Raw genomic sequence first — 23,534 nt, 5'->3', positions numbered from 1 at the left:
CCCCGGGGGCTTGGCGACGGGCGGGTTTTACCGCGCATATCATTGAATCAGCGCCCACAAGCGCGATAATACCCGGCTCGCCCGTTCAGGACGCACGAACCCCATTATGAAAAGCCATCTCGCCCAGCTGATCCATCAGGCCATCGCCCGCCTGCAGGCCGAACACGTGCTGCCGGCCAATGCCGAGCCGGACATCGAGATCCAGGATGCCCGGGACAAGGCCCACGGCGACTACGCCACCAACACCGCGCTGAAGCTCGCCAAGATCGCCGGCAAGCCGCCGCGGGAGCTGGCCCAGCTGCTGGTGGAGGCGCTGCCGGAATCCGCCCGGCTCGACAAGGTGGAGATCGCCGGCCCGGGCTTCATCAATTTCTTCATGCACGCCGACGCCGCCACCGCCGTGGTGGGGCAGATCCTGGAACAGGGCAAGACTTTCGGCCGCGGCCGCCAGGGGCAGGATCAGCGGGTGATGCTGGAATTCGTCTCCGCCAACCCCACCGGCCCCCTGCACGTGGGCCATGGCCGGGGCGCGGCCTTCGGCGGGGCGCTGGCGAACCTGCTGGAAGCGGCGGGCTACCAGGTACACCGGGAGTACTACGTCAACGACGCCGGCCGGCAGATGGACATCCTCGCCGCCAGCGTGTGGCTGCGTTATCTGGAGCGCTGCGGCGAGACGCTCCGTTTTCCCGACAACGGCTACAAGGGTGAGTACGTCCACCTGATCGCCGCCGATCTGCACCGCGAAGCCGGCGATGCCTACCGCCACCCGGCCGCCGCGGTGATGGCCGATCTGCCCGCCGACGCCGAGCAGGGCGGCGACAAGGAAGCCCACATCGACGCCCTGGTGAATCGCGCCCGGGAACTGCTGGGCGATGCCGGCTACAAGGCCGTGCACGCCTTCGGCAAGGACGCCATCCTCGCGGACATCCGCGAGGATCTGGCGGAATTCGGGGTGGAGTACGACGAATGGTTCTCCGAGGCCTCGCTCACCGAATCGGGCGCGGTGGACCGGGCGCTGGACAAGCTCCAGGGGCGCGGGCATCTGTACAAGGACCAGGGCGCCTGGTGGTTCCGCTCCAGCGCCTTCGGCGACGAGAAGGACCGGGTGGTGCGCCGGGACAACGGCCAGATCACCTACTTCGCCTCGGACATCGCCTACCACCTGAACAAGCTCGACCGGGGCTTTGGCACCGCCATCGACATCTGGGGCGCGGACCATCACGGCTACGTGCCCCGGGTGCAGGCCGCGCTCGCCGCCTTCGGCGAAGACCCCAAGCGCCTGGAAGTGCGCCTGGTGCAGTTCGCCATTCTTTACCGCGGCGGCGAGCGGGTGCAGATGTCCACCCGCTCCGGCTCCTTCGTGACGCTGCGCGAACTGCGCGAGGAAGTGGGCCGGGACGCGGCGCGCTTTTTCTACGTGATGCGCAAGCCCGAGCAGCACATGGACTTCGACCTGGACCTGGCCAAATCCCAGTCCGCCGACAACCCGGTGTACTACATCCAGTACGCCCACGCCCGGGTCTGCTCCGTGTTGCGGCAGATGGACGAAAAGGGCCTCACCCACGACCCGGTGGCCGGCGAAGCCGCCCTGCCGCGCCTCACCGAGGCCCACGAGCAGGATCTGCTCAACCTGCTGCGCCGCTACCCGGATGTGATCGACAAGGCCGCCGCCGCCCGCGAGCCACATCAGCTCGCCAACTATCTGCGGGATCTGGCCAACGGCCTGCACACCTACTACAACGCGCATCAGTTCCTGGTGGAGGATGCCGATCTGCGCCATGCTCGGCTGAACCTCGTGCTGGCCACCCGGCAGGTGCTGGCCAACGGGCTGGCGATCCTCGGCGTATCGGCGCCGCAGAGCATGTAAGACAGGGGCAAGACGGTGGCACGGGACTACAAGAACGCCGGGCGTCGCAGCAGCGGCGGCGCGCGCCCGAAGGCAAAGGCCAAGCCGGCCCGCGCCGGGCTGCCGGGCTGGCTATGGCTTTTCACCGGCCTTGCCATCGGCCTGTTCGCCGCCCTGCTGGTGCACCTCTACCATCTGGAACAGGAGCCGCAGCGGCTGTTCGTGCAGCCGGGCAAGGCCGGGCGCGCGCCGACGGGCCAGGCGGGTGGCGAGCCACCGGCCCAACAGCCACCCAGCCGCCCGCGTTTCGAGTTCTACAAATTGCTGCCCGAGCAGGAAGTGGTGGTGCCGGAAGAGCGCACCGCCGAGACGCCGCGCAGCGCCCCGCCCCGATCGCGCGCCCAGCCCGCCAAAGCCGGCGGCAATTATCTCTTGCAGGCCGGCAGTTTCCAGAAGCAGGAAGACGCCGAACGGTTGCGCGCCAACCTCGCCCTGCTGGGCGTGGAGGCGCGCATCCAGCGGGTGCGACTGGCCAGTGGCGAGACCTGGCACCGGGTGCGAATCGGCCCCTACCGCGACAACGGCCGGCTCAACACCGCCCGCCAGCGCCTGCAGGAAAACGGCATAGAGACGATTCTGCTGAAACAGGGTGGTTGAACGAGCATCACCTGTGGGGGCGGCTCATGGCCGCGAATGTCTTTCCTCCCGTATCGCCGAATGGCAGCATTCGCGGCCATGGGCCGCTCCTGCGCGAGAAAACCCTTACGCCTGGAACATGGCCCGCTTCAGCCGATACAGCGCGGAAATGTCCTCTTCCCCATGTCCCTGCTCCATCAGCCGCTCATAGTGCTTGAGGGTCATTTCCACCACGGGTAGCGCCACGCCCCGCGCTTCCAGCATCTTGCGGCAGATGCCCAGGTCCTTGTGGTGCAGCGCCACCTTGAAGCCGGGCTCGAACACGCCCCGGGTCATGGTGGGGCCGCGATGGTTGACGAACCAGTTGCCGGCGGCACCGCCCCCCACCACCTGGATCACCTTGTCCATATCCAGCCCCGAGGCCTGGCCGAAGGCCAGGGCCTCGGTGACCGCCTGATTGATGCCGGCGGCCATGATCTGGTTCACCGCCTTGGTGGCCTGCCCCGCGCCCACCTCGCCCATGTGGGTGACCGCCTTGCTCATGGCGTCCAGCGCCGGGCGCACGCGCTCCAGCACCGCCGGGTCACCACCCACCATCATCACCAGCTGGCCGTTGCGCGCCCCTTCCACGCCGCCGGAGACCGGCGCGTCCAGGAACCGGGCATCGCGTTCGGCCAGGCGCCGGGCGGCCTCTTTCGCCGTGTCCACGGCGATGGTGGAGCAGTCCACCACAATGCTGCCCGGGCGCAGGGCCGGGAGCATGGCGTCGATGACGTCCAGCACGTCCTCGTCGCGGGACACGCAGGTGAAGATGAGCTCGCATTCGGCGGCGAGGGTGGGAATCTCGTCGGCGGCGGTGACGCCGTGCGCGCCGGCGAATTCGATGGCGCGCTCGTAGCTGCGATTGTAGACGACGCTGAGCAGGCCGGCGCGGTGCAGGTTGGCGGCCATGCCGCGGCCCATGCCGCCCAGGCCGATGAAACCGGTTTTCATGGGTTGTTGGTCCTCAGCTTGCTTCGGGGGGTGGTTTGAAACCTTAGCAGAAGGGCATGGAGCTTCGCGGCCATGAGCCGCTCCTACGAAGAGGAGGCCCGCCCCCCTTGCAGGCGCGGTGCATGGCCGCGAACCCCCGCTCCCCTAGTCTTCCAGGTAGGTGTAGCCCCGCAGGCCTTCCTCCAGCTCCCGCAGACACTCCGCCTTGCGCGCCTCATCCAGCGGCGCGGCCGCGACGCGCTCACGGTAGGCAACAAGCAGGTCCTCGGCGTCGAAGTGCACGTAGCGCAGCACCGCGTCCACCGTGTCCCCCCGGCGCACATCGCTGATCTCGTAACCATCGCCGCTCAGGCGCACGTTCACCGAATCGGTGTCGCCGAACAGGTTGTGCATGTCGCCCAGGATCTCCTGATACGCCCCCACCATGAACATGCCCAGCAAATACGGCTCGCCAGGGCGGTATTCGGGCAGGGCCAGGGTGCTCTCCACCCCGTCCCGGTCCACGTAGCCGCCGATGGTGCCGTCGGAATCGCAGGTCAGGTCCTGCAGCACGGCGCGGCTGGTGGGCGCTTCGTCCAGTCGCTGCAGGGGCAGGATGGGGAAGATCTGGTCGATGGCCCAGGCATCGGGCATGGACTGGAACAGGGAGAAGTTGCAGAACAGCTTGTCGGCGAGCTTGTCGTTGAGCTCGTCCAACAGTTCCCGGTGCGCGCGGCTGTGGGGGTCCAGGCGCGGGCGCACGGCGTGGCAGGTGGCCTGGTAGATGCGCTCGGCCTGGGCGCGCTGCGCCAGGCTCAGCACGCCATGGGTGTACATGGCCTGCGCTTCGCTCAGCCAGTGCGCCGCATCGTGCCAGGCTTCCACCGGGGAGCGGGCGGCGACCTCGCGCAGGCCGTGCCACAGGTCTTTCAGGATCAGCGGCGCGTCCGCCGCGGGGGGCTGCAGATCGGCGCCGTCGGCGGTGCGGTCGTAGTCGATGACATTGGTGATCAGCACCGCGTGATGCGCGGTGAGCGCCCGACCCGACTCGCTGATGATGTCCGGCTGGGGGAGCGCCTGCTGCTGGCAGATTTCGCGCAGGGCATAGACCACGTTGCTGGCGTACTCGGCCAGGGTGTAGTTGATGGAGCAGTAGCTGCGCGAGCGGGTGCCCTCGTAGTCCACGCCCAGGCCGCCGCCCACGTCCACGGTGGCAATGGGCACGCCCAGATGGCGCAGCTCGGCGTAGGAGCGGGCGGCCTCGCGCATGCCGCGCTGAATGTCGCGGATGTTGGGGATCTGGGAGCCCAGATGGAAATGCAGCAGCTGCAGGCTCTCCAGCATGCCCGCCTCGCGCAGCCGTTCCACCACCGTGAGCGCCTGGGAGGCGGTGAGGCCGAACTTGGATTTCTCCCCGCCGGTGTTCTGCCATTTGCCCGCGCCGATGGAGGCCAGCCGCAGGCGCAGGCCCAGCAGCGGCTCCACGCCCAGCGCGCGGGCCTCGCGGATCACCAGTTCGATCTCGGAGAGCTTCTCGACGACGATGTGCACCCGGTACCCGAGCTGCTGCCCGAGCAGGGCCAGGCGCACGTATTCCCGGTCCTTGTAGCCGTTGCAGATCACGGTACCGCCGGCGGGGATCAAGCCCAGCACGGCCATGAGCTCCGGCTTGGAGCCGGCCTCCAGGCCCACCTGGCCGTGGTTGCGGGCGAGGATCTCTTCCACCACCCGGCGCTGCTGATTGACCTTGATGGGGTAGACGGCGGTGTAGCGGCCCTCGTAGCGCTCGCTGCGCATGGCCTCGCTGAAGGCCGCGCAGAGGCTGTCCACCCGGTCATGGAGAATGTCCAGGAAGCGCACCAGCACCGGCAGACTCACGCCCTGCTCGCGCAGGGCCTCGGTCAGCGCGTAGAGGTCGATGCCCTCGCCGGCGCGCCGCGGGCGGGCCACCACCCGGCCCTCGGTGTTGATGTCGAAGTACCCGCCGCTCCAGTGAACGGTGTTGTAGGTCTGCCGTGCGCGTGAAACATCCCAATCCTGCATCTGCTGTCCGCTTGCTTTATCCGAGGCGAATGTGAAGAATCCGCGCAGTTTAGAGCCTATCCAAAGTTTTAACGAGGCGGGACGCATGATCGCGGACAAGCACTGGTTCACCGAGGCGCTGGAAGACGAGGGCCTGGCCTTCTCCATGAAGATCAGCAAGAAGCTGCACGAGGAGCAGACCGAGTTCCAGCGCATAGAGGTGTACCAGACCACTCACTGGGGCCGGTTGATGGTGATCGACGGCTGCGTGATGCTCTCCAGCCGCGACAATTTCGTCTACCACGAGATGATGGCTCACCCGGTGCTCTACACCCACCCGAACCCCAAACGGGTGCTGATCATCGGCGGTGGCGATTGCGGGCTGCTGCGCGAGGTGCTCAAGCACCCCGGCATTAGCCAGGTCACCCAGGTGGATATCGACGAGGGTGTGACCCGCGCCGCGCGGGAATACTTCCCGGAACTGTGCGAATCCAACGACGATCCGCGGGCCACCCTGCTGTTCGACGATGGGGTGAAGTATCTGCAGGATCTGCCCGCGCAGTCGGTGGACGTGGTGATCGTGGACTCCACCGACCCGGTGGGCCCGGCGGCGGGCCTGTTCGGCGTGGGCTTCATGCGCGATGTGCACCGGGCGCTGCGCGAGGACGGGCTGATGATCCAGCAGAGCGAATCGCCCATCCTGCACCGGGACAGCATCCTGAAAGAACTCTATGGGGTGATGCGCGAGGCGGGCTTTGCCCAGGTGGCGACCCTGTCCTTTCCGGTGGTGGGTTACCCCTCCGGCTGGTGGTCGGCGACCATGGCCGGCAAGGGCGCGAAGCTCACGGAGTATCGGGAAGCGGACGCCGCGACCAAGCCCTTCGCCACCGAGTACTACAACGTGGATATCCACCGCGGGGCGCTGGCGGTGCCGGAGTTCTGCAAGGGCCTGTTCACCGACCAGTAAGGCGAGCGCCCGGGCCTGCCTTGCCCGGGCCTTTGGGTCACGGCTTGCGCAGCCGGTCCAGGCGCAGCCGCTCCCGCCCATCGAACAGCCGCCGCGCCCCCAGACGCACCGCCACCAGGGTGCCGAAACCCGTCCCCGCCGTGATCAGAAACATGATCAGGATCTGGTACTTCACCGCTTCCACCGGCGGGGCGCCGGCGAGGATCTGCCCGGTCATCATCCCCGGCAAGCTGACCACGCCGGCGGCGGCCATGGCGTTGATCATCGGGATCATGCCCGCGCGCATGGCCTCTCGACGCAAGCCCGCCACCGCCTGGTCCCAGCGCTGGCCGAGCAGCAGGCGGCCCTCGATCCCGCTGCGCTCCCGCCAGGCGCTCTCGGTGAGCCGGTCCAGGGCGACGGCCACACCGGTCATGGTGTTGCCCAGCATCATGCCCAGCAGCGGCACCGCGTACTGGGGGCGGTACCACGGCTCCGGCTGCACCAGCAGCAACAGCGCGAGCACGGTGATACTGAAAGAGGACACCGACATGGCGAGCGTGCCCAGGCCATAGCCCCACAGCCCCAGGAAGCGCCGCTGCTGGCGGGCCATCACCTCGCGCCCGGCAATGAGCAGCATGGCCAGCGCCAGCAGCGCCACCCAGTGCAGGGCGCTGAAGGCGAACAGCGCTTCCAGCACCAGGCCGATGAGCAGCAGCTGCACCACGGTGCGCGCCCCGGCGATCAGCAAGGAGCGGCCCACCCCCAGCTGCCCCTGCCAGCTGAGCGCGGCCAGCACGACCACCAGGCCCGCGGCCAGGGCCAGATCCCAGGCCGTAAGGCTCAGCAGGCTCATAGCGACACCTCCCGCAGCGCGCCATCCTCGATGCGCAGCCAGCGGTCCGCCACCCGGCGAATTTGCGCCGGGTCATGGGAGACCCAGATCTGCGCCACGCCCCGCCGCCGCCAGTCGGCCAGCCAGGCCTCCACCGCGGCGGCGCTGTCCGCATCCAGATTGGCGGTGGGCTCGTCGAGCAGCATCACGGCGGGCGCGAGCGCGGCCACCCGTAACAGCGCCAGGCGCTGACGCTCACCGCTGGAAAGGCGCGCGACGGACCAGCCCAGGGCCTCCTTGCCCAGTCCGAGGGCGGGCAGGCCATCCGCACCGGCGGGAAAGTGGGCGCCCACCGTGTCCGCCCACCAGGCACTTTCCGCGGGCAGATAAGCCACCCGGGCGCGCCAGCGATGGGCCGGCATGGCGTGGGCGGGCAGGCCTTCAAGCCGCGCCTCGCCCTCATGGGGGTCCAGATCGGCGATCGCCCGCAGCAGGCGGCTCTTGCCGCTGCCCGAGGGGCCGGACAGGCACAGGCACTCCGCGGCGGCCAGCTCCTCATTCACGGGGGCCAACTGGCCGACGCCCAGCCCATGCAGCTGTAACAGGGGCATCTTGCTCACGTGGCGAACTCGTCGCCGCCGCCCGGGCAAAGCGGGGCGATTTCACCGGGCTTGGCCCGGTACATGGCCTGATCGGCGCGGACCCGCCGGGGAGTGCGCGCGAAACGCACTCCCCCGGGTCCATCCAACAGACCGATTGCGCGCAGCGCGCTCAGGCGCCGCGCCTCATCCGCCGGCTTGTTCGGTTCGCGCATGGGGGTCTCCGCTGGGGGTCGCCAGGGGCCCATTATCCACACTTGCGAAGCGCTGCCTATCGCCGGCCCAGGACCCAAAGAGGCGCCCGAGGGCGCCCCTTTGGCGTGCCGGCGGCGTTCAGTTGCCGGGATTGCGGGTGGTGGTGAACTCCGGATAGGCCTCCAGGCCACACTCGCCCACGTCCACGCCGTTGATCTCCTCTTCCTCGGAGACCCGGATACCCATGGTCGCCTTGATGAGGCTCCAGACGATCAGGCTGGCGCCGAACACCCACAGGAAGATGCAGACGATGCCCAGCAGCTGCGCGCCGAAGCTAGCCTCGGCATTGGTCAGCGGCACCGCCAGCAGGCCCCAGAGCCCGACCACGCCGTGCACCGAGATCGCGCCCACCGGGTCGTCGATCTTCAGTTTGTCCAGACCGACGATGGCGAACACCACGATCAGACCGCCCAGACCGCCGATCAGGGTGGCGGCCAGGGGGGCGGGGGTGAGCGGCTCGGCGGTGATGGCCACCAGGCCCGCCAGCGCGCCGTTCAAGGCCATGGTCAGATCGGCCTTGCCGAACATCGCCCGGGCGGTGAGCAGGGCCACCACCAGGCCCCCGGCGGCGGCCATGTTGGTGTTGACGAAGATCTTCGCCACCGCGTTGGCCTCGGCCACGTTGGAGATCATCAGCTCCGAGCCGCCGTTGAAGCCGAACCAGCCCAGCCACAGCACGAAGGTGCCCAGGGTCGCCAGCGGCATGTTCGCACCGGGAATGGCGCGGATCTCGCCCTTCGGGCCGTACTTGCCCTTGCGCGCGCCCAACAGCAGCACACCGGCCAGGGCCGCGGCGGCGCCGGTCATGTGAACGATGCCGGAGCCGGCGAAGTCGTTGAAGCCCGCGGCCTCCAGGAAACCGCCGCCCCACTTCCAGAAACCCTGCACCGGGTAGATGAAACCCGTCATCACCACCGCGAACAGCAGGAAGGCCCAGAGCTTCATCCGCTCGGCGACCGCCCCCGAGACGATGGACATGGCGGTGGCGACGAACACGACCTGGAAGAAGAAATCCGCCATGCTCGAGTAGTAGATCTCGCCCTCGCTGGCGAGCACGGCCTCGGCGGCATGATCCCCGCCGATCAGGAAGGACAGCCCCGGAATGAAGCTGTTCACCGAATCGCCGTACATGATGTTGTAACCCACCAGCATGTACATGATGCAGGCGATGGAGAACAGCGCGATGTTCTTGGTGAGGATCTCGGCGGTGTTCTTGGCGCGCACCAGGCCCGCCTCCAGCATGGCGAAACCCGCCGCCATCCACATCACGAGCGCGCCGGACACCAGGAAATAGAAGGTATCCAGGGCATACGCCAGTTCAATGACTTCGTTCATGACCGTTACTCCCGTGAACTGCCCTTAAAGCGCGTCGGCGCCAATCTCGCCGGTGCGGATTCGCACCACCTGCTCGACGTCGAAGACGAAAATCTTGCCGTCGCCGATCCGGCCGGTGTTGGCCGCCTGAATGACGGCATCCACGGCCCGATCGAGCAGGGCTTCGTCCAGGACGATCTCCACCTTCATCTTGGGGAGAAAATCCACCACGTACTCCGCCCCGCGGTAGAGTTCGGTGTGGCCCTTCTGGCGGCCGAAACCCTTGATCTCGGTGACGGTGATGCCCCGCACCCCGATCTCCGAGAGGGCCTCGCGCACGTCATCGAGCTTGAAAGGCTTGATAATCGCGGTGACCATTTTCATGATCGTCTCCTTGATGGTTTCTGTACGGCCCGCCCCGCGGGCGCTTGCACCCTCGATCCGCTGCCCATAGCTCGGAACGGGGGCCGCGCTGATCGAACGCTTGCACCGGAGCGAAGAGCACTTCCCGTGCCATGCGGGGTTTTCTCTTTCCCCACAAAGGCTTGCGCAACATCAGGAACACCGATCCGCGGCGCCGTTGCACCAAAACGGGCCGGCCACCGCGGATCCCTCGCACCAAAGCGGTGCAATCACCAGCCCCGAAGGACATCAGTCATGCTGGACCCGAAGAAACTCGATGAAATGGCCCGCCGCCTGAGCGAGAACCTGCCCGGTGGGGTGCGGGAATTTCAGGCGGAGATGGAAAAGAACATGCGCGCGACCCTGCAGAACATGTTCAACCGCCTGGACCTGGTCACCCGGGAGGAATTCGACGCCCAGGCCAAGGTGCTCGCCCGCACCCGCGCCCAGCTGGAAGCGCTGGAGACCCGGGTGGCGACGCTGGAAGAGCACGAGGACCGGGCGCAGGGATAGGAAAGGCAATCGCGGCGCATGGCCGCGGTTCTCTCCTCACGCAACAATAAGCACCCAGGGAAGGGGGTAGCACCATGGCGCTCGCCGTCATCCACAGCCGTGCGCCGCGGGGCATCGACGCCCCGCCGGTGACGGTGGAGGTTCATCTCGCCGGCGGCTTGCCCACGCTCAACATCGTCGGCCTGCCGGAAACGGCGGTGCGCGAGGCCAAGGACCGGGTACGCAGCGCCCTGCAGAACGCCGGCTTCGACTTCCCCGCCGGGCGCATTACCGTCAACCTCGCCCCCGCCGACCTGCCCAAGGGCGGCGGGCGCTACGACCTGCCCATGGCACTGGGCATCCTCGCCGCCTCGGGGCAGTTGCCGGCGGAGCTGGAGGGCTATGAGTTCATCGGCGAACTCGCCCTGAGCGGCGCGCTGCGCCCGGTGCAGGGCGCCCTGCCCGCCGCCGTGCACAGCGCCCGGGCGCATCGGCGCCTGATCCTGCCGGCAGCGAGCGCCCCGGAGGCCGCACTGGCCCACCCCGAGGGCTGCCACGGGGCGGAGCACCTGTTGGCGGTCTGCGCCCATCTGCGCGGCGAGGCCCCCCTGCCAGCGGCGAGCACCCGGCCCGCCCCGGCAGCCCCCAGCGCGGCGGCGGACCTGGCCGAAGTCCGCGGCCAGAGCCTCCCCCGACGCTGCCTGGAGATCGCCGCCGCCGGGCGCCACAACCTGCTCATGCTCGGCCCGCCCGGCACCGGCAAATCCATGCTCGCCGCCCGCCTGCCGGGCATTCTGCCGCCCATGAGCGATGCCGAGGCGCTGGAGGCCGCGGCCGTGGCCTCGGTGAGCGATACCGGCTTCGACCCGACTCAGTGGGGCCGACGCCCCTACCGCAGCCCCCACCACAACGCCTCCCACGTGGCGCTGATCGGGGGCGGCAGCCGCCCCCGGCCCGGAGAGGTGTCGCTGGCCCACCAGGGTGTGCTGTTTCTGGACGAATTGCCCGAGTTCGACCGCCGTGCCCTGGAAGCGCTACGCGAGCCCTTGGAGAGCGGCGAGGTGCGCATCGCCCGTGCGGCGGGGCGCATGCGCTACCCGGCGGATTTTCAGCTGATCGCCGCCATGAACCCCTGCCCCTGCGGCTACGAGGGCGACCCCCAGACCCCCTGCCGCTGCTCGGCAGAGCAGATCGGCCGGTATCGGGCGCGCCTCTCCGGGCCCTTGCTGGATCGGATGGACTTGCTGGTGGAAGTGCCCCGCCTGCCGGCCGGGCTGCTCGCCGACTGCGCGCCCGGCGAAGCCTCGGCCCGGGTGGCACGCCGGGTGGGGGAAGCCTGGGCACGGCAGCAGGCGCGCCAGGGCGGCGCGAACGCGCGCCTCGCCCCGGGCGCGCTGAGCCGGTTCTGCCAGCTGGACCGTGCCGGGCGAGAATTGCTGGAGCGTGCGCTGGAGCGGCTGCGGCTCTCGCCCCGGGCCTATCACCGGGTGCTGCGGGTGGCCCGCAGCATCGCCGATCTGGCCGGCGCCGAGCGGATCTCGCAACCGCATCTGGGAGAGGCCTTGAGTTATCGGGGCTGGCCGGGGGCTTGAGGCGAGGACAAGCAGGCCCCCCGTGTCAGGATGGAGGTCCCGAGCCCAAAGAAAAAACCGGGCCTGAAGCCCGGTTTCCGTGGAGTTCGAAGGCAGCGTGGCGCTTACTCGGCGCTCAGACCGCTCTGCTCCAGCATGTAGGCGACGGTGTCACGCACTTCCTCGTCGCTCAGCGCGCTGTTGCCACCCCGCGGGGGCATGGCGCGGATGCCGTTGATGGCATGATCCACCAGCACCTCGAAGCCCTGCGCCAGACGCGGTGCCCAGTCACTCTGCTCACCGGTCACCGGCGCACCCAGCACGCCGCTGGCGTGGCAGGCGGCGCAGACCTGGCCGTTGATCTGCTCGGCGCTCATCGGCCCGCTGGCCGCGGCCGCCGCCTGCTGCTCGCCGCCACCCAGCTCCGGCATCGGCTCACCACCCTTGCGCACCGCCGCCACCGGCTGCAGGCGCTCGGTGGCACGCTCGCGCTCGAGCTGGGCGCGTGCGCCCTGCTTGGCATCCGGGCTGGAGGTCGCCAGGAAGATGAGCACGGCGGTCAACATCGCCATGAAGGCGATCACCCCGATGAAAGTGCGGATAAACGTCTTGTCCTGCTGCTCGCTCACCTTATCCCCCGTTGTATGAAACCGGTGCTGAGCCCGTGCGACCCCACCCGATACGGGCAGCGCACGCGGCAAGGGCCAGAGTATAGCGGCAAAGGGACGCACCGAAAACTGCGCCCTTGGACTGCCGCCCTTTAGGCGCTATTCTATGCAGCCGCCGAAGCGCCCGTAGCTCAGTTGGATAGAGTGTCGGCCTCCGAAGCCGAAGGTCGCAGGTTCGAATCCTGCCGGGCGCGCCATTTTCCTCAGCCTTTCCCCGAACACTCGGCACCCCGCGCAGGCCCCCCGGCGCCGCGCGGCAGGCACCGACTTGGCGACCCCGCCCGCCCTACCGGCACTGAGGCGCCGGCCACCCAAGCCCAGGGGAATCAAGGCTTTTCACCTCGAATTGTGCTAAATTCGCGCCAGGGCAACGCTGCATCAGCGCCACCTTGAAGCACAGCCCCTGGACCGCTCCCCTCCCCACCACTCGGAAGGTTATGGACAAGGCCACCAATCCCCGGCTGGCCGCCCAGCTCGAAGAGCTCCGCGGCCAGCTGAACCGCTCGGAAGCGCGCCTCAGCGATGCGGTACATCAGACGGAACTGCTGCGCCAGATCAGCGAAGCTCCCAACCTGGATCATCTGTTGCGACTGCTCGATACGCGGCTGGCCGCGCTGGCGGGCGTGGACGGCCATCTGATCGCGCTGCTGGACTCCGAACGCGACAATCTGGTCTGCGAATCGCTGCAGCTGCCGGACGAGTTCCACGGCGTCCTGAGCACCTACCGGCGACTCAGCTTCCCGCTGAACGCCGAAGACCCGGCGGTGGACTGCCTGCTGAAGAACCGCCCGCGGCCGTTGCGCCTGGCGGAGCTGGAGAACGCGCCCGGCACCACCGCCACGCGGCTTGCGCGCTGGCGCATGGAAGCGGCCTACTGCCTGCCTATTGCGCTGGGGGAACGGGCCATCGGCATCGCGATGCTGCTGACACGGCAAGCTACCGTGCCCCCACCGGCGCTGGCGCAGGCCGAGGAGCTGCTGCGGCTGTTCCGCCACCCCCTGGCCAAGGCGGCCCATCACCAGCACTTGCGGGAGAAGGAGGAGCAGCTCAACCGCGCCGCCGAGGCCCAGCGGGAGTTCCTGCGCTTCATCGCCGAGGTGAACAATCTCACCTCCACGGATTCGATCTACGATCTCATCTCCCGGGAGTTCCTGGACCACTTTCCCTTTGATCTGGTGGGTGTGCTCACCAGGGACGGGGAACAACTGCGCCTGCGCCGGCTCAGTGCCGGCAAGCTCGCCCACGAAGCCACCGCCGAGGCGCTACGCCGGTATTTCAGCGAACTGAGCTTTGACCTGGACGAAGCCGACGGCGCAACACCCATGGTCTTTCTGAAGAACAGCCCGCTCTACTTCCCCGACGCCCGCAACATTCGCGAACTCCCCATGTCCGACAAGGACCGTGGCAGCCTGGACGCCATGGGCGACCCGCGCAGCATCTGGATCCTGCCCATTCGGCGCCGGGACGCGGCGGTGGGCGTGCTCTGGCTGATCAGCCTGGATGCGCCGATACAGCGGTCCGCGCAGGAGCGGGAGGTGATCGACCTGCTCTGCTCCTTCATCGGCACGGCCATGGCCAATGCCGAGCTCTACGACACGGTGGGCTCGCAGAAGCGCAAGATCGAGAAACTCAACCAGGCGCTGCAAAGCCGGGTGGAGGAGCTGCGGGCGATCGCCGCGCGGGACCCGCTCACCGGGCTGGGCAACTACGGCACCTTCCAGGCGGAGCTGGAGCGGCGGATCAAAGAGCACGAGCGGGAGCCGAGACGAGGGCTGTCGCTGCTGTTGGTGGACGTGGACCACTTCAAGCACTTCAACGACACCTACGGACACCTGGCCGGCAACATCGTGCTCCAGGAGGCCGCTCGGCGCCTGCAGGACTGCGCCCGCACCATGGATCTGGTGTGTCGATACGGTGGCGAGGAATTCGTGCTGCTGCTGCCCAAGTGCGATACCGAAGGAGCGATGGCGGTGGGCGAGCGGATTCGCCAAAGCTTCGCCGACACCCCCTTCCCGGCGGGGCGGGAAGCCGTGTCGGTGACGGTCAGCGTGGGCTGCGCCCAATACCGCGCCGGGGAAGGCGCGGCGAGTTTCGTGCAGCGCACCGACGAGGCGCTATACCGGGCCAAGCATGCCGGGCGCAATCGGGTGGAGCGCTGCTGAGCCGCCCCGCGGCCTCACGCCATTGCCGCCAGCAGCCGCTCCATCAGTCGCCGCGCCTGCCCCAGATACGCCCCGCCGAACAGGTTCAGATGATTGAGCACGTGGTAGAGCTGGTAGAGATCCCGGCGCCGCGGGTAATCCTCCGGCAGCGGTGATCGGGCCTGGTAAGACGCGTAGAACGCGGCGGGAAAACCGCCGAACAGCTCGCTCATCGCCAGATCACTGCAGGGGTCGCCGTAGTGACAGGCCGGGTCGAAGAGCACCGGATTGCCGCAGGCGTCGAAGCCCACATTGCCGGCCCAGAGATCACCGTGCAGCAGCGCCGGCCGCGGCGCGGGCCCGGGAAACAAGCGGTGCAGCCGCGCGGCGAGCCGCTCCCCCGCCTTCAGCCAGGCCCCGCCATAGCCGTTGCGCGCAACCAATCGCAACTGATGACCCAGCCGATGCTCGCCGAAGAACCCCCACCAGTCCTCGCTGGGCGGATTTGGCTGCGGGGTACTGCCGATGGTGTTGTCCCGCGTCCAGCCGTAATACGGCCCCTCGACGCTGTGCAGACGGGCCAGCGCCTCGCCGAGCCGGCGATAAGCGGCCGTACTCCCGGGGCCGAAATCGATGTACTCCAGCAGCAAATAGGCCTGGTCGGCGAACACGCCGCTGCAGATCGGCCGCGGCACCCGCGCCGCCCGGGCCAGCTCCCGCAGGCCCGCCGCCTCCGCCTCGAACATCGACAAGCGCGCGGCCCGATTGTATTTGACGAAGTAACGCACCGGCGCGCGGCCCAGCACGGCGGCGCCGTTGATGCAGCCCCCGCCACGCCGCTCGGCGTGGGGCTCGACCCGCTGCCGGGCCTCGTCGGCGAGCCGCTGGCTCAGGTGGGTCCACAAGTCCATGCGGGTCATCCTCCCTTGGCGAGCGGGCCGGATGCCAGGGTTACGGTGGGGGCGGCGAATACCGCCGGAGAAGCGCCGGCAAGGTGGCGCCGACCCCCGCCAGCAAACCACCGCAGGCCCCATAGAGATGCGCGTTGACGATGATCGGGCCACCGACCAGACCGGCCGTGGCCGGCGCGCCACCCGCCCATTGCTCCCAGCCAAGCTTGAGCAGGATACCGAGCAGCAGCACCGGGCGAAGGCCCGTCGGCAGGCCGGAACCCATCAGCGCCCCGCCGGCCAGCAAACCATGCAACACGCCGGAGAGCCCCACATACCAGGCAAGCTGCGGCTCCAGCAGGACAAACCCCAGGGCAATGCCCAGCCAGCTGCCGGCAAGCAGCCCCCACCATTGCGCCGCTCGCAAGGCCGGGGCGAACAGCCAGGCGAGCAGGCCCAGCCCCGCCAGGTTCAACAGCAGATGGACCGGGCCCAGGTGCACCAGCTGGCCACTCAGCAGACGCCACCACTCGCCCGCCAGAACCTGTTCCCGCTCATAGCGCAGCAGGCCCGTGGCGGCGTTCCCGGCGAGGGCGACGACCAGGGCGAGCGCACCCAGCAGCCACAGCGGCCAGGCGGCGATCGCCGGGTGGTCGGCGTTGAACCACAAGCGTCGCGACCGGCGGCCGATCACGGCGAGCCTCGTCGTGCAGCGCCCACCCCCAGCACACGATCACCGGCCGAAACCTGCGCCCAGGATTTCTCCGAGCTCGCCTGCAACCATCGCCCGAAGGCCAGCAGTTTCAGATCGTCCCCTCGCCGGGCATGAATCTGCACGCCGATGGGCAGCCCCGAGCGCGCGCGCCCCAGGGGCATCACCAGCGTCGGCCCGCCCAGCACGGCGCTGGGGCTCAGGAAACCGCTCAGGAACACCGGATACTCCCAGCGCCGACCCGCGTACTCGATGGGCGCGCCCTGGGGATGGTGCGCCAGGGCCTCCGCCGGGGAGACCGGCGTGACCCAGAAATCATGCTGCGCGAAGAAGCCCTCGTAATCGTCGATGGCCTCTTCTCGATAGGCCAGATCCGCGGCCAGCGCCCCCTCGTCCTGCAGAAACCCCCGCCGCACACTGCCGGCCAGGTCCTGATCCACCCGTTCCCACTGGGGCGCCAGGCGTGAAAACGGCAGCAGCCGCCGGGACCGGAGGCCGCGCAGGGGCGCGGGCAGGAACTGCAGCGCGTCGGCGCCGATGAGCCGCGCGTGCAGATGAAAAAGCGCCTCCAGTTCCACCGCCGGCAGGCCCTGATTCACGGCCAGGCCCGCGTGGGCCAGATCCGCCGCGAACCCCCGCAGCAAGGCGGCAGTTTCCGCACCGGCCTCGACGAAACCGAAGGAATCGGCCCAGGCGATGCGCCAAGCCGCCGGTTCGGCCTTCGGCGTGTCGGCGGGGAGCTTGCCGGGCTCGGCGATCACCCGCAGCGCCAGCTCCAGGTCCTCCACGCAGCGGGCCATCGGCCCATTGACCAGGGAGTGGCGATACGCCCCCTTGCCGCCCGGCATCATGCCGGCGTTGGAGACCAGCCCATCGCTGGGGCGCAGCCCCATCACGCCGCAGCAGTGCGCCGGGTAGCGGATGGAGCCGGCCAGGTCACTGCCGATCTCCAGCGGCGTCATCCCCGCCGCCAGCGCCGCCGCCGCGCCGCCCGACGAGCCGCCGCAGGTGCGCGCGGTGTCGTGGGGGTTGAGGGTGCGACCGTGGGCACCGCTCAGGCATTGCCAGTCCACGCCCCCGACCGGCACATTGCTGCGGCCCAGGATGATGGCGCCGGCGCCCTTGAGGGCGGCGACCACGGCCGAGTCCTTGCGCGGCCGGTAGTGCTTGAGCAACCGATAGCCGTAGCTGCTGGGGCAAGCGGCCACCCGGGTGAAATCCTTCACCGTCATCGGCAGGCCGTGCAGGGGGCCGCGGGGGCCGCCCTCGGCGTAGGCGCGGTCCGCGGCGCGGGCGGCGCTCAGGGCGCGCTCGCGCTGGACCACGGGGACGGCGTTCAGCCGCGGGTTCTCCGCGTCGATGCGCGCCAGACAGGCCTGGGTCAGCGCGTAGGCACTGAGCTCACCCCGGTGCAACCGCGCCAGCAGTTGGTGAGCCGGCTGGGAAAGTTCGACGTCCATGGACCCGCCTCATTGGTTTGCGTCAAAAGCGATGGTACGCACACATTACACCAACGCCGGCCCACGCCTACTTCATCGATCGGGGCGGGCGCGAAAGCCGGCGGGCATTTGGCGGATCGAAGGCGAACCCCCATCGGGGACGGGGCTTGGGCTATCATCGGCGCCAGACCCGCGCCGCCCCCAAGCCTGTAACGCCCTGAAAGCGACCCATGAAAGCCAAACGCACTCTGCACAATATCCGCTCGGTGGACCTGAACCTGCTCGGCATCTTCGATGCCATCCATCGCGAGCGGAACATCACCCGCGCGGCGCGCCGCCTGGGGATGACGCAGCCAGCCGTCAGCGGCGCGCTTAACCGGCTCCGACAGTTACTCGACGACCCGCTGTTCGTGAAGACCGCCCAGGGTATGGAACCCACCCCCCGTGCCGACGAGCTCGCGGAGCCGATAAGCCAGGCCCTGGAGGACATACTCGACGCGCTCAGTCACAACAGCGGTTTCGACTACGCCAACGCCGACCACAGCTTCTGCCTCGCCATGAGCGACTACAGCGAATTCCTGCTGCTGCCGCCATTGATGCGATGGTTGCGGGCCCATGCCCCGCATATCACCCTCTCCACGGTGCCCGTGGTGGAGCGAACCCTGCCGGTGGACCTGGAATCGGGCCTGGTGGACCTGGCCATCGGCAATATTCCCGCGCTACAGAGCGGCTGCTATCGCCAACAGCTGGTCTTCGAGGACTTCATTTGTGTCGTCAGAGACGATCACCCGGAAATCGGCGAGGAACTCACCCTGGAGCAATTCCAGGAGATCCCCCAGGTGATCTTCACCCCGCGCCAGAACCAGGACACCGTCGACCAGGTGCTGTCCCAGCAAGGCCTGCGGCGCAACATCGCGCTACGCGTGCCCAACTACCTGACCATCATCGGCGTCATCGCGGAAACCGACCTGATCGGCGTGCTGCCCGTGCGTATCGCCCGCCGCGTCTGTCGTCTGGCGGGGCTGCGCATGCTGCCTTGCCCGGTCGAGCATCCGGGCGTGCCGGTGAGCCAGCACTGGCACGTCAGAGAGAGCAAGAACCCCGCCAACCGCTGGCTGCGCGAACTGCTGAAGGAGCTTTCCGCCGCGCTGTAGGGAAGCACCGGGCGATTCCCCGCCCCCACACCCACAGGCCGCGATGGGCCGTTATCACGGCCGCTTATACCGGACATCGTGAATAGTGATTTCTCCGCGCGCACAGCGGTTGATAGCCTTCGACATGACAGCCGAGTCATGATTCACAAGGTAGTACCCAATGCGCTCAAGAAAAATGCTCCTGACCCTTGCCTGCCTGCTGGCGTCCCTGTCCACCCTGCCGGCTGTCGCCGCCGACTGGGCGATCACCTCCAATGCCATACACGAGCTGCAAGGCTCTCTGCACTCCGTAACGCCGCCGGTCAACGACCCGGTGGACGCGGAGCAGTACCTGGGCTCTTCCAGTGCCCTGGGCTACTACGGCCCCATAGGCCCCTACGGCCCCCTGGGCAGCCTGGGCCCGATCGGCAGTAACGCCTGGGACGTCTCCTACTGGATCAGCGGTGCCGCCAGCTGGAACGAATGGTCGGAGGATCTCACCGAGCTGGGCGGCCCCCTCAGCGCCGCCGGCCCCCTGGGGCCCGACGGGCCGCTCAGCGACACGGCTTACGACCAGACCCTTCCCGGCATCAACGACTTCGGCAAGCAGCTGCAGGCCGGCGGCGTGTGGACCGTGCTCGGTCCGCTGGGGCCCCTGGGCCCCCTGGGACCGTTGGGCCCGCTCGGCCCGGTGGGCGCCCATGGTTTCAGCACCGACAGCCATGGCCGATACACCGACGGCACCCAGATACAGCGCAACGTGACGGTCGACTACAACAACGGCGTGCGCAGCTACGAGCTCTACGAAAACTACACCGAGAGCTACGCCAAGACGGCGACCGACAACGACACGTCCTTCATGGTGGAGGGCTACATCGCCTATCCGTACATGGAGACGGACAGCTACACGTTCACCTCCAACGACGACCAGTACGTCACCGTCGTGCTGGTGCCCATGTACACGCTGGACGACTTCGACCTGGTCATCAAGGACCAGCAGGGCACGGTGCTGGCCACCGCCAACACCGCCTCCTACGTGGACTTCATCCAGCTCGGCAAGGTCGCCGCCGGCACCGAGCTGCGGGCCGAGGTCAGCCTCTACGCCACCGGCCATAGCTACCCCAAGGAATACCGCCTGTACGTGGTCGGCTCCACCAGCTACATCGGCACCACCACGCCCATCAGCGGCGACCACCAATTGCACTGAGCAGGACGCGGCCGTCGTGCCGGGCGGCGGAGCGTGGCATAAGCCGCGCTCCGCCGCGGCTTGCCCTCACGCCCCCTCGGCCAGCAAGCGCCGCAGGTCCGCCACGACCCCGTCGTGCCGGTCGGACGGCCGGATCAACAGCCGCGCCCGACCCTGGCGGTCGAACACATAGACGCCGGCGGGGTGGGAGACGGCGTAATTGCCGCGATCGTCCGCGTCGCCGTAGCCGTAACCGACCCGGTAGCGCCGGCTGAGCACCCGCAGGGTGGCCGGATCCGGACGCAGACCGCTGACCGGCGCCCTGAAGCGTTGCAGGAACGCCCGGAGAACGGGCCGGGTATCACGGCGCGGATCCACGCTGATGAAGACGATGCGCAAGTCCGGCGGATGACCGAGGGCGGCGCTCACGGCGTCCAGACGCGCCAGGGTGGCCGGGCACAGATGCGGGCAATGGGTGTAGCCGAAGAACAGCAGCCGCACCTCCGCGGACCCGATCCTGGGGCTGAGTTCGGACGGAAGATCGGGCAGCAGTCCGCGGATGTCCCGGCTGTGCCAGTGCGGCTGGCCACCGCACGCCGCCAGCGCGAACAGCAGCACGCCCAGCCGCAGGCAGCGCGAGAGCCCCCGGCGGCGGCGGCGCTCGTTCATGGCTCGGGCACCTGTTCGCGCCGCGCGGTATCGCGCAACAGATGCACCAGCACCACCAGCGCGCCCAGCATGCTCATCATCGCCGCGGGTATCCAGGTGAGCAGCCCGCCCAGGCGCTGATCGGTCAGTGGGTCCAGCGGCCAGGCCCGCCCGCACACTTCGTACACCTCGAACCAAACGCGCTCGGCACCGACCATGAACACCCCCAGCAGCACCTGGGGCAGGGCCACCGCCAGCACCAGCAGCATCCGCGCGCCGTAGCCGCAGCGCTGGCGCGGCGGGCCGCGCCGGTCCAGCACCAACTGCCAGAACAGCAGCCCGTCCAGGTACATGCTCAGGTTCATCAGCGCGTACAGCCGGGCGCTGAGCATGGCGTCGAAATGCAGCTCGGGCAGCAGCCACAGATACACCAGACCCACGAACAGCAGCCCCGCCACCGGCGGGCTTTGCAAGCCCGCGTAGCCACGCCCCAGCAGTACCCGGCCGGGCTCCGCGCCGGGCAGCGCACGGGCGCGCCGGGGCAGGCCGGCAAGCAGCGCCGCCCAGGGGGCGCTCAAGGCGATCAGGAAAGGGGCGGCGTGGTGCAACACCAGATGCTGCGCCCGGTGCGCGAAGAACAGATACCGGGCGAGATAGTCGTAGCCGGTCTGGGTGACCGCGTACACCGCGACCATGCCCGCGAGAAAAAGGCATGTCCGCCACCAGGGCGGCGCCTGGCCGCGCCGGCGCAGCCGGCCGAGACCGCGTGCGTAGAGCAGCACCGGCACCGCGCTGAGGAGCGCCCACGCGGGCGAGAACTCCCAAGGCAACAGGTAGTGCGACCAGGCATCGAGATCCATGCCCTCAGCAGTGCGGGCGCGGGGCGCGATTCAAAGCGCCCGGCCTTGAACCCTCACGCTTTCGGCCATAGACGAATACGCTCTGCGAAGAGAAACCGGACAGCCGCCGATGCACGCACGCGTAACGCATGAGTGGGCCTGATCAGGTGCCCTGGGCCGTAGTGCTGCACATCCTCTTCATCTGTCTCTGGCTGGGCACCCTCAGCCTGGTGCCGGCCCTGTGTGCCGAGCACCGCCGCGGGCCGGGCGAGCAGGACCAGCCCCTGATCCAAAGTGTCTTGCATCTGTATGCCTGGGGGGCGAGCGGCTGCGCCGTGCTGGCGGTACTGACGGGGATCTGGCTGGCTTACGCGCGCGGCTTCGAGGGCGGCTGGCTGGCGCTGAAGCTTGGCTTCGTGACCACGCTCGCCTGGTGCCACCTTTACATCGGCCGACTTGCCGCGCAGCTGCGCGACAACATCGTACATGCACCGCTGCACTATTGGAGCCTGAGCCTGCTGCCGCCGATGCTCGCCTTGCCGATCCTGTACCTGGTGCTGAGCAAACCCCTCTGAGCGGGGCTCAGCCCTCCTCCGGCGGTTCGCCACCCTGAACGCCTTCGCTGTCGGGAATGTCCGGCGCGTCCATCAACGGTTCTCCGGGGCCGAGATTGTGCTCGAACACCATCTTGCCGCCCAGCCAGCCCGCCACCGCGAGCATGAGCGCGGTGACCACGGACAGGAAAAAGCCCCAGGGCCACACCGCCGTGTCCGGATCCACGCGCCGCTGCAGCAGATTGACCGTGGCGAATGACAGCATCACCACCGCGCTGAGCATATGGCTCCAACCGCTCAGGTGATGGCGGATGACCCGTACCCGGGTGAAATCCGACAAGCCCGTCAGCGCCGCCAGGGCGCCCATGCCCACGCCGCCCGTCAGCAACCAGAAGCTCATCCGGGCCCAGAACGGGTCGGCGAGATACAGATACGCCGCATCGGTGACCACGACGCCGCTGAGAAAGGCGATCGGGAAGGGGATGAACATGGGGTGCACAGGGTGGCCGAAGACGGTGATCTGGCTTTTGGCTCCGCCGCCCGGCCTGAAAGTCGCCATGCTCACCCCGCTCGCTTGAGTTGCCGCCTCCGCCCCTCCATCTGCTTTGGGAACGCTCGAGCCCCAGGACAAGCGGCGTCGGGGTGACGGTGTATGTCTTTCTCCGAGCACCCACATTCCCGGTTATGACAGAGCCGACAGGCAACAACGGAGGCTGGGATGAAGGCAGCGGATATCATGAGCGCCCCGGTGATCACCGTGAACCTCGACACGCCCATCGACGACATAGCTCGCTGCCTGCTGACGCACGGCATCAGCGCCGTACCGGTGCTGGATGCGACGGGGCATGTCACGGGCATGGTCAGCGAGGGCGATCTGTTGCGCCGGGCGGAGCTGGGCACGGAGCCCCGGCGCAGTTGGTGGCTGGGACTGTTCGAGACCGACCAGGCAAGCCTGCGCGATTACCTGCGCGCTCATGGCCGGACCGCCCGGGACCTGATGAGCAAAGAGGTGATCGCGGTGGACGAGGAAACGCCCCTGGGCGACATCGCCGATCTGCTCGAAGGCCACCGCATCAAACGGGTGCCGGTGCTGCGCGAAGGGCGCCCCGTGGGCATCGTGAGCCGCGCGAACCTGGTTCAGGTGCTGGCGACGCGGGAACGCCACCAGCCGGAGCCGCCCGGCGACGAGCGGGAACTGCGGGACCGGGTAATGAACAGCCTGCGTCAGGTACCCGGCCTTACCCATGCGCTGAACGTCATCGTCGACGGCGAGCAGGTGCACGTCTGGGGAGGCGCCACCTCCGAGGCGGAACGTGCCGCCCTGCGCGTCGCGGCCGAGAACGCCGCGGCCGGCCGGGCACTGGCCTTCCACGTTCAGGTCTTCCCCCCCTACATGCGCGGCGCGGGCTGGGTCTGAGCACCCCCCCGGGAATC

Annotated in this window: 23 protein-coding genes, 1 tRNA gene and 1 pseudogene; 11 read left to right on the top strand and 14 right to left on the bottom strand. The window is 68.6% G+C overall.

Features of this window, described 5'->3' with window-relative positions; all coding sequences use genetic code 11:
• Positions 1-106 precede the first annotated feature (106 nt).
• On the top strand, positions 107-1,867 hold the full coding sequence (gene argS / locus GBG68_RS08070; RefSeq protein ID WP_152146428.1) for an arginine--tRNA ligase: 1,761 nt from the start codon (positions 107-109) through the stop codon (positions 1,865-1,867).
• A 15-nt stretch (positions 1,868-1,882) separates the two neighbouring features.
• A complete protein-coding gene (locus GBG68_RS08065) occupies positions 1,883-2,503 on the top strand; it encodes an SPOR domain-containing protein (protein WP_152146427.1) in 621 nt (206 codons plus the stop codon).
• 105 nt (positions 2,504-2,608) lie between these two features.
• Here the strand turns inward: GBG68_RS08065 and GBG68_RS08060 are convergent.
• Positions 2,609-3,487: pseudogene (locus tag GBG68_RS08060) on the bottom strand (NAD(P)-dependent oxidoreductase); the annotation flags it as partial.
• A 132-nt stretch (positions 3,488-3,619) separates the two neighbouring features.
• Positions 3,620-5,497: a biosynthetic arginine decarboxylase gene (gene speA / locus GBG68_RS08055; protein WP_152146425.1), complete on the bottom strand. Its 1,878-nt coding sequence runs from the start codon at positions 5,495-5,497 to the stop codon at positions 3,620-3,622.
• Between the two features lie 85 nt (positions 5,498-5,582).
• On the opposite strand from speA, the gene speE reads away from it, so the two are divergent.
• Complete coding sequence (gene speE / locus GBG68_RS08050) at positions 5,583-6,443, top strand: polyamine aminopropyltransferase (protein ID WP_152146424.1); 861 nt, start codon at positions 5,583-5,585, stop codon at positions 6,441-6,443.
• 37 nt (positions 6,444-6,480) lie between these two features.
• On the opposite strand, the gene GBG68_RS08045 is transcribed toward speE, so the two are convergent.
• The 5 genes from GBG68_RS08045 to GBG68_RS08025 form a co-directional block, all read right to left on the bottom strand.
• The gene (locus tag GBG68_RS08045) at positions 6,481-7,278 is read right to left on the bottom strand and encodes an ABC transporter permease (RefSeq protein WP_152146423.1); all 798 of its coding nucleotides are present in this window, start codon (positions 7,276-7,278) and stop codon (positions 6,481-6,483) included.
• Positions 7,275-7,868 carry an ATP-binding cassette domain-containing protein gene (locus tag GBG68_RS08040; protein ID WP_152146473.1) on the bottom strand — a complete coding sequence of 198 codons (594 nt, stop codon included), beginning with the start codon at positions 7,866-7,868 and terminating at the stop codon, positions 7,275-7,277. Before GBG68_RS08040 ends, GBG68_RS08045 begins: the two co-directional genes overlap by 4 nt.
• A 5-nt stretch (positions 7,869-7,873) precedes the next feature.
• Positions 7,874-8,071 (bottom strand): hypothetical protein, encoded by a 198-nt coding sequence (locus GBG68_RS08035; protein WP_152146422.1) that lies wholly within the window; start codon positions 8,069-8,071, stop codon positions 7,874-7,876.
• Between the two features lie 118 nt (positions 8,072-8,189).
• The gene (locus tag GBG68_RS08030; RefSeq protein ID WP_152146421.1) at positions 8,190-9,446 is read right to left on the bottom strand and encodes an ammonium transporter; all 1,257 of its coding nucleotides are present in this window, start codon (positions 9,444-9,446) and stop codon (positions 8,190-8,192) included.
• 24 nt (positions 9,447-9,470) lie between these two features.
• Positions 9,471-9,809 carry a P-II family nitrogen regulator gene (locus GBG68_RS08025; protein WP_152146420.1) on the bottom strand — a complete coding sequence of 113 codons (339 nt, stop codon included), beginning with the start codon at positions 9,807-9,809 and terminating at the stop codon, positions 9,471-9,473.
• A 273-nt stretch (positions 9,810-10,082) separates the two neighbouring features.
• Here GBG68_RS08025 and ubiK point away from each other — a divergent pair, with 273 nt between their 5' ends.
• On the top strand, positions 10,083-10,340 hold the full coding sequence (gene ubiK / locus GBG68_RS08020; protein ID WP_152146419.1) for a ubiquinone biosynthesis accessory factor UbiK: 258 nt from the start codon (positions 10,083-10,085) through the stop codon (positions 10,338-10,340).
• Positions 10,341-10,414: 74 nt separating this feature from the next.
• A complete protein-coding gene (locus GBG68_RS08015) occupies positions 10,415-11,911 on the top strand; it encodes a YifB family Mg chelatase-like AAA ATPase (RefSeq protein ID WP_152146418.1) in 1,497 nt (498 codons plus the stop codon).
• 104 nt (positions 11,912-12,015) lie between these two features.
• On the opposite strand, the gene GBG68_RS14660 is transcribed toward GBG68_RS08015, so the two are convergent.
• Positions 12,016-12,519 (bottom strand): c-type cytochrome, encoded by a 504-nt coding sequence (locus GBG68_RS14660; RefSeq protein ID WP_226801729.1) that lies wholly within the window; start codon positions 12,517-12,519, stop codon positions 12,016-12,018.
• A 159-nt stretch (positions 12,520-12,678) separates the two neighbouring features.
• Between GBG68_RS14660 and GBG68_RS08005 the strand changes: the two genes are divergently transcribed.
• A tRNA-Arg gene (locus tag GBG68_RS08005) sits at positions 12,679-12,755 on the top strand.
• 240 nt (positions 12,756-12,995) lie between these two features.
• The gene (locus GBG68_RS08000) at positions 12,996-14,720 is read left to right on the top strand and encodes a sensor domain-containing diguanylate cyclase (protein WP_152146417.1); all 1,725 of its coding nucleotides are present in this window, start codon (positions 12,996-12,998) and stop codon (positions 14,718-14,720) included.
• A gap of 14 nt (positions 14,721-14,734) precedes the next feature.
• Here GBG68_RS08000 and GBG68_RS07995 read toward each other — a convergent pair whose 3' ends face one another.
• The 3 genes from GBG68_RS07995 to GBG68_RS07985 are packed head-to-tail and all read right to left on the bottom strand — an operon-like array spanning position 14,735 to position 17,761.
• Positions 14,735-15,610 (bottom strand): fructosamine kinase family protein, encoded by an 876-nt coding sequence (locus GBG68_RS07995; RefSeq protein WP_152146416.1) that lies wholly within the window; start codon positions 15,608-15,610, stop codon positions 14,735-14,737.
• Positions 15,611-15,650: 40 nt separating this feature from the next.
• Entirely contained in the window at positions 15,651-16,283 is a 633-nt protein-coding gene (gene rrtA, locus GBG68_RS07990; protein WP_226801728.1) for a rhombosortase, read from the bottom strand.
• Positions 16,280-17,761: an amidase gene (locus GBG68_RS07985; RefSeq protein WP_152146415.1), complete on the bottom strand. Its 1,482-nt coding sequence runs from the start codon at positions 17,759-17,761 to the stop codon at positions 16,280-16,282. Before GBG68_RS07985 ends, rrtA begins: the two co-directional genes overlap by 4 nt.
• Before the next feature lie 209 nt (positions 17,762-17,970).
• Here GBG68_RS07985 and GBG68_RS07980 point away from each other — a divergent pair, with 209 nt between their 5' ends.
• The gene (locus GBG68_RS07980) at positions 17,971-18,894 is read left to right on the top strand and encodes a LysR family transcriptional regulator (protein WP_152146414.1); all 924 of its coding nucleotides are present in this window, start codon (positions 17,971-17,973) and stop codon (positions 18,892-18,894) included.
• A 160-nt stretch (positions 18,895-19,054) separates the two neighbouring features.
• The gene (locus GBG68_RS07975; RefSeq protein WP_152146413.1) at positions 19,055-20,080 is read left to right on the top strand and encodes a hypothetical protein; all 1,026 of its coding nucleotides are present in this window, start codon (positions 19,055-19,057) and stop codon (positions 20,078-20,080) included.
• A 66-nt stretch (positions 20,081-20,146) separates the two neighbouring features.
• Here GBG68_RS07975 and GBG68_RS07970 read toward each other — a convergent pair whose 3' ends face one another.
• Positions 20,147-20,728, bottom strand: coding sequence for an SCO family protein (locus GBG68_RS07970; RefSeq protein WP_152146412.1), 582 nt, complete (start codon positions 20,726-20,728; stop codon positions 20,147-20,149).
• On the bottom strand, positions 20,725-21,567 hold the full coding sequence (locus GBG68_RS07965) for a cytochrome c oxidase assembly protein (protein ID WP_152146411.1): 843 nt from the start codon (positions 21,565-21,567) through the stop codon (positions 20,725-20,727). The genes GBG68_RS07970 and GBG68_RS07965 overlap by 4 nt, the downstream gene beginning before the upstream one ends.
• A gap of 128 nt (positions 21,568-21,695) precedes the next feature.
• Here GBG68_RS07965 and GBG68_RS07960 point away from each other — a divergent pair, with 128 nt between their 5' ends.
• Positions 21,696-22,121 carry a CopD family protein gene (locus tag GBG68_RS07960; protein WP_152146410.1) on the top strand — a complete coding sequence of 142 codons (426 nt, stop codon included), beginning with the start codon at positions 21,696-21,698 and terminating at the stop codon, positions 22,119-22,121.
• Between the two features lie 7 nt (positions 22,122-22,128).
• On the opposite strand, the gene GBG68_RS07955 is transcribed toward GBG68_RS07960, so the two are convergent.
• Positions 22,129-22,659, bottom strand: coding sequence for a DUF2231 domain-containing protein (locus tag GBG68_RS07955; RefSeq protein ID WP_193222261.1), 531 nt, complete (start codon positions 22,657-22,659; stop codon positions 22,129-22,131).
• A gap of 159 nt (positions 22,660-22,818) precedes the next feature.
• Here GBG68_RS07955 and GBG68_RS07950 point away from each other — a divergent pair, with 159 nt between their 5' ends.
• Positions 22,819-23,517, top strand: a complete 699-nt coding sequence (locus GBG68_RS07950) for a CBS domain-containing protein (protein WP_152146408.1) — start codon at positions 22,819-22,821, stop codon at positions 23,515-23,517.
• Positions 23,518-23,534 lie beyond the last annotated feature (17 nt).

This window comes from Alkalilimnicola sp. S0819, from assembly GCF_009295635.1.
Classification (GTDB): domain Bacteria; phylum Pseudomonadota; class Gammaproteobacteria; order Nitrococcales; family WHIW01; genus S0819.
This window is presented reverse-complemented; position numbering and strand designations above follow the sequence as displayed.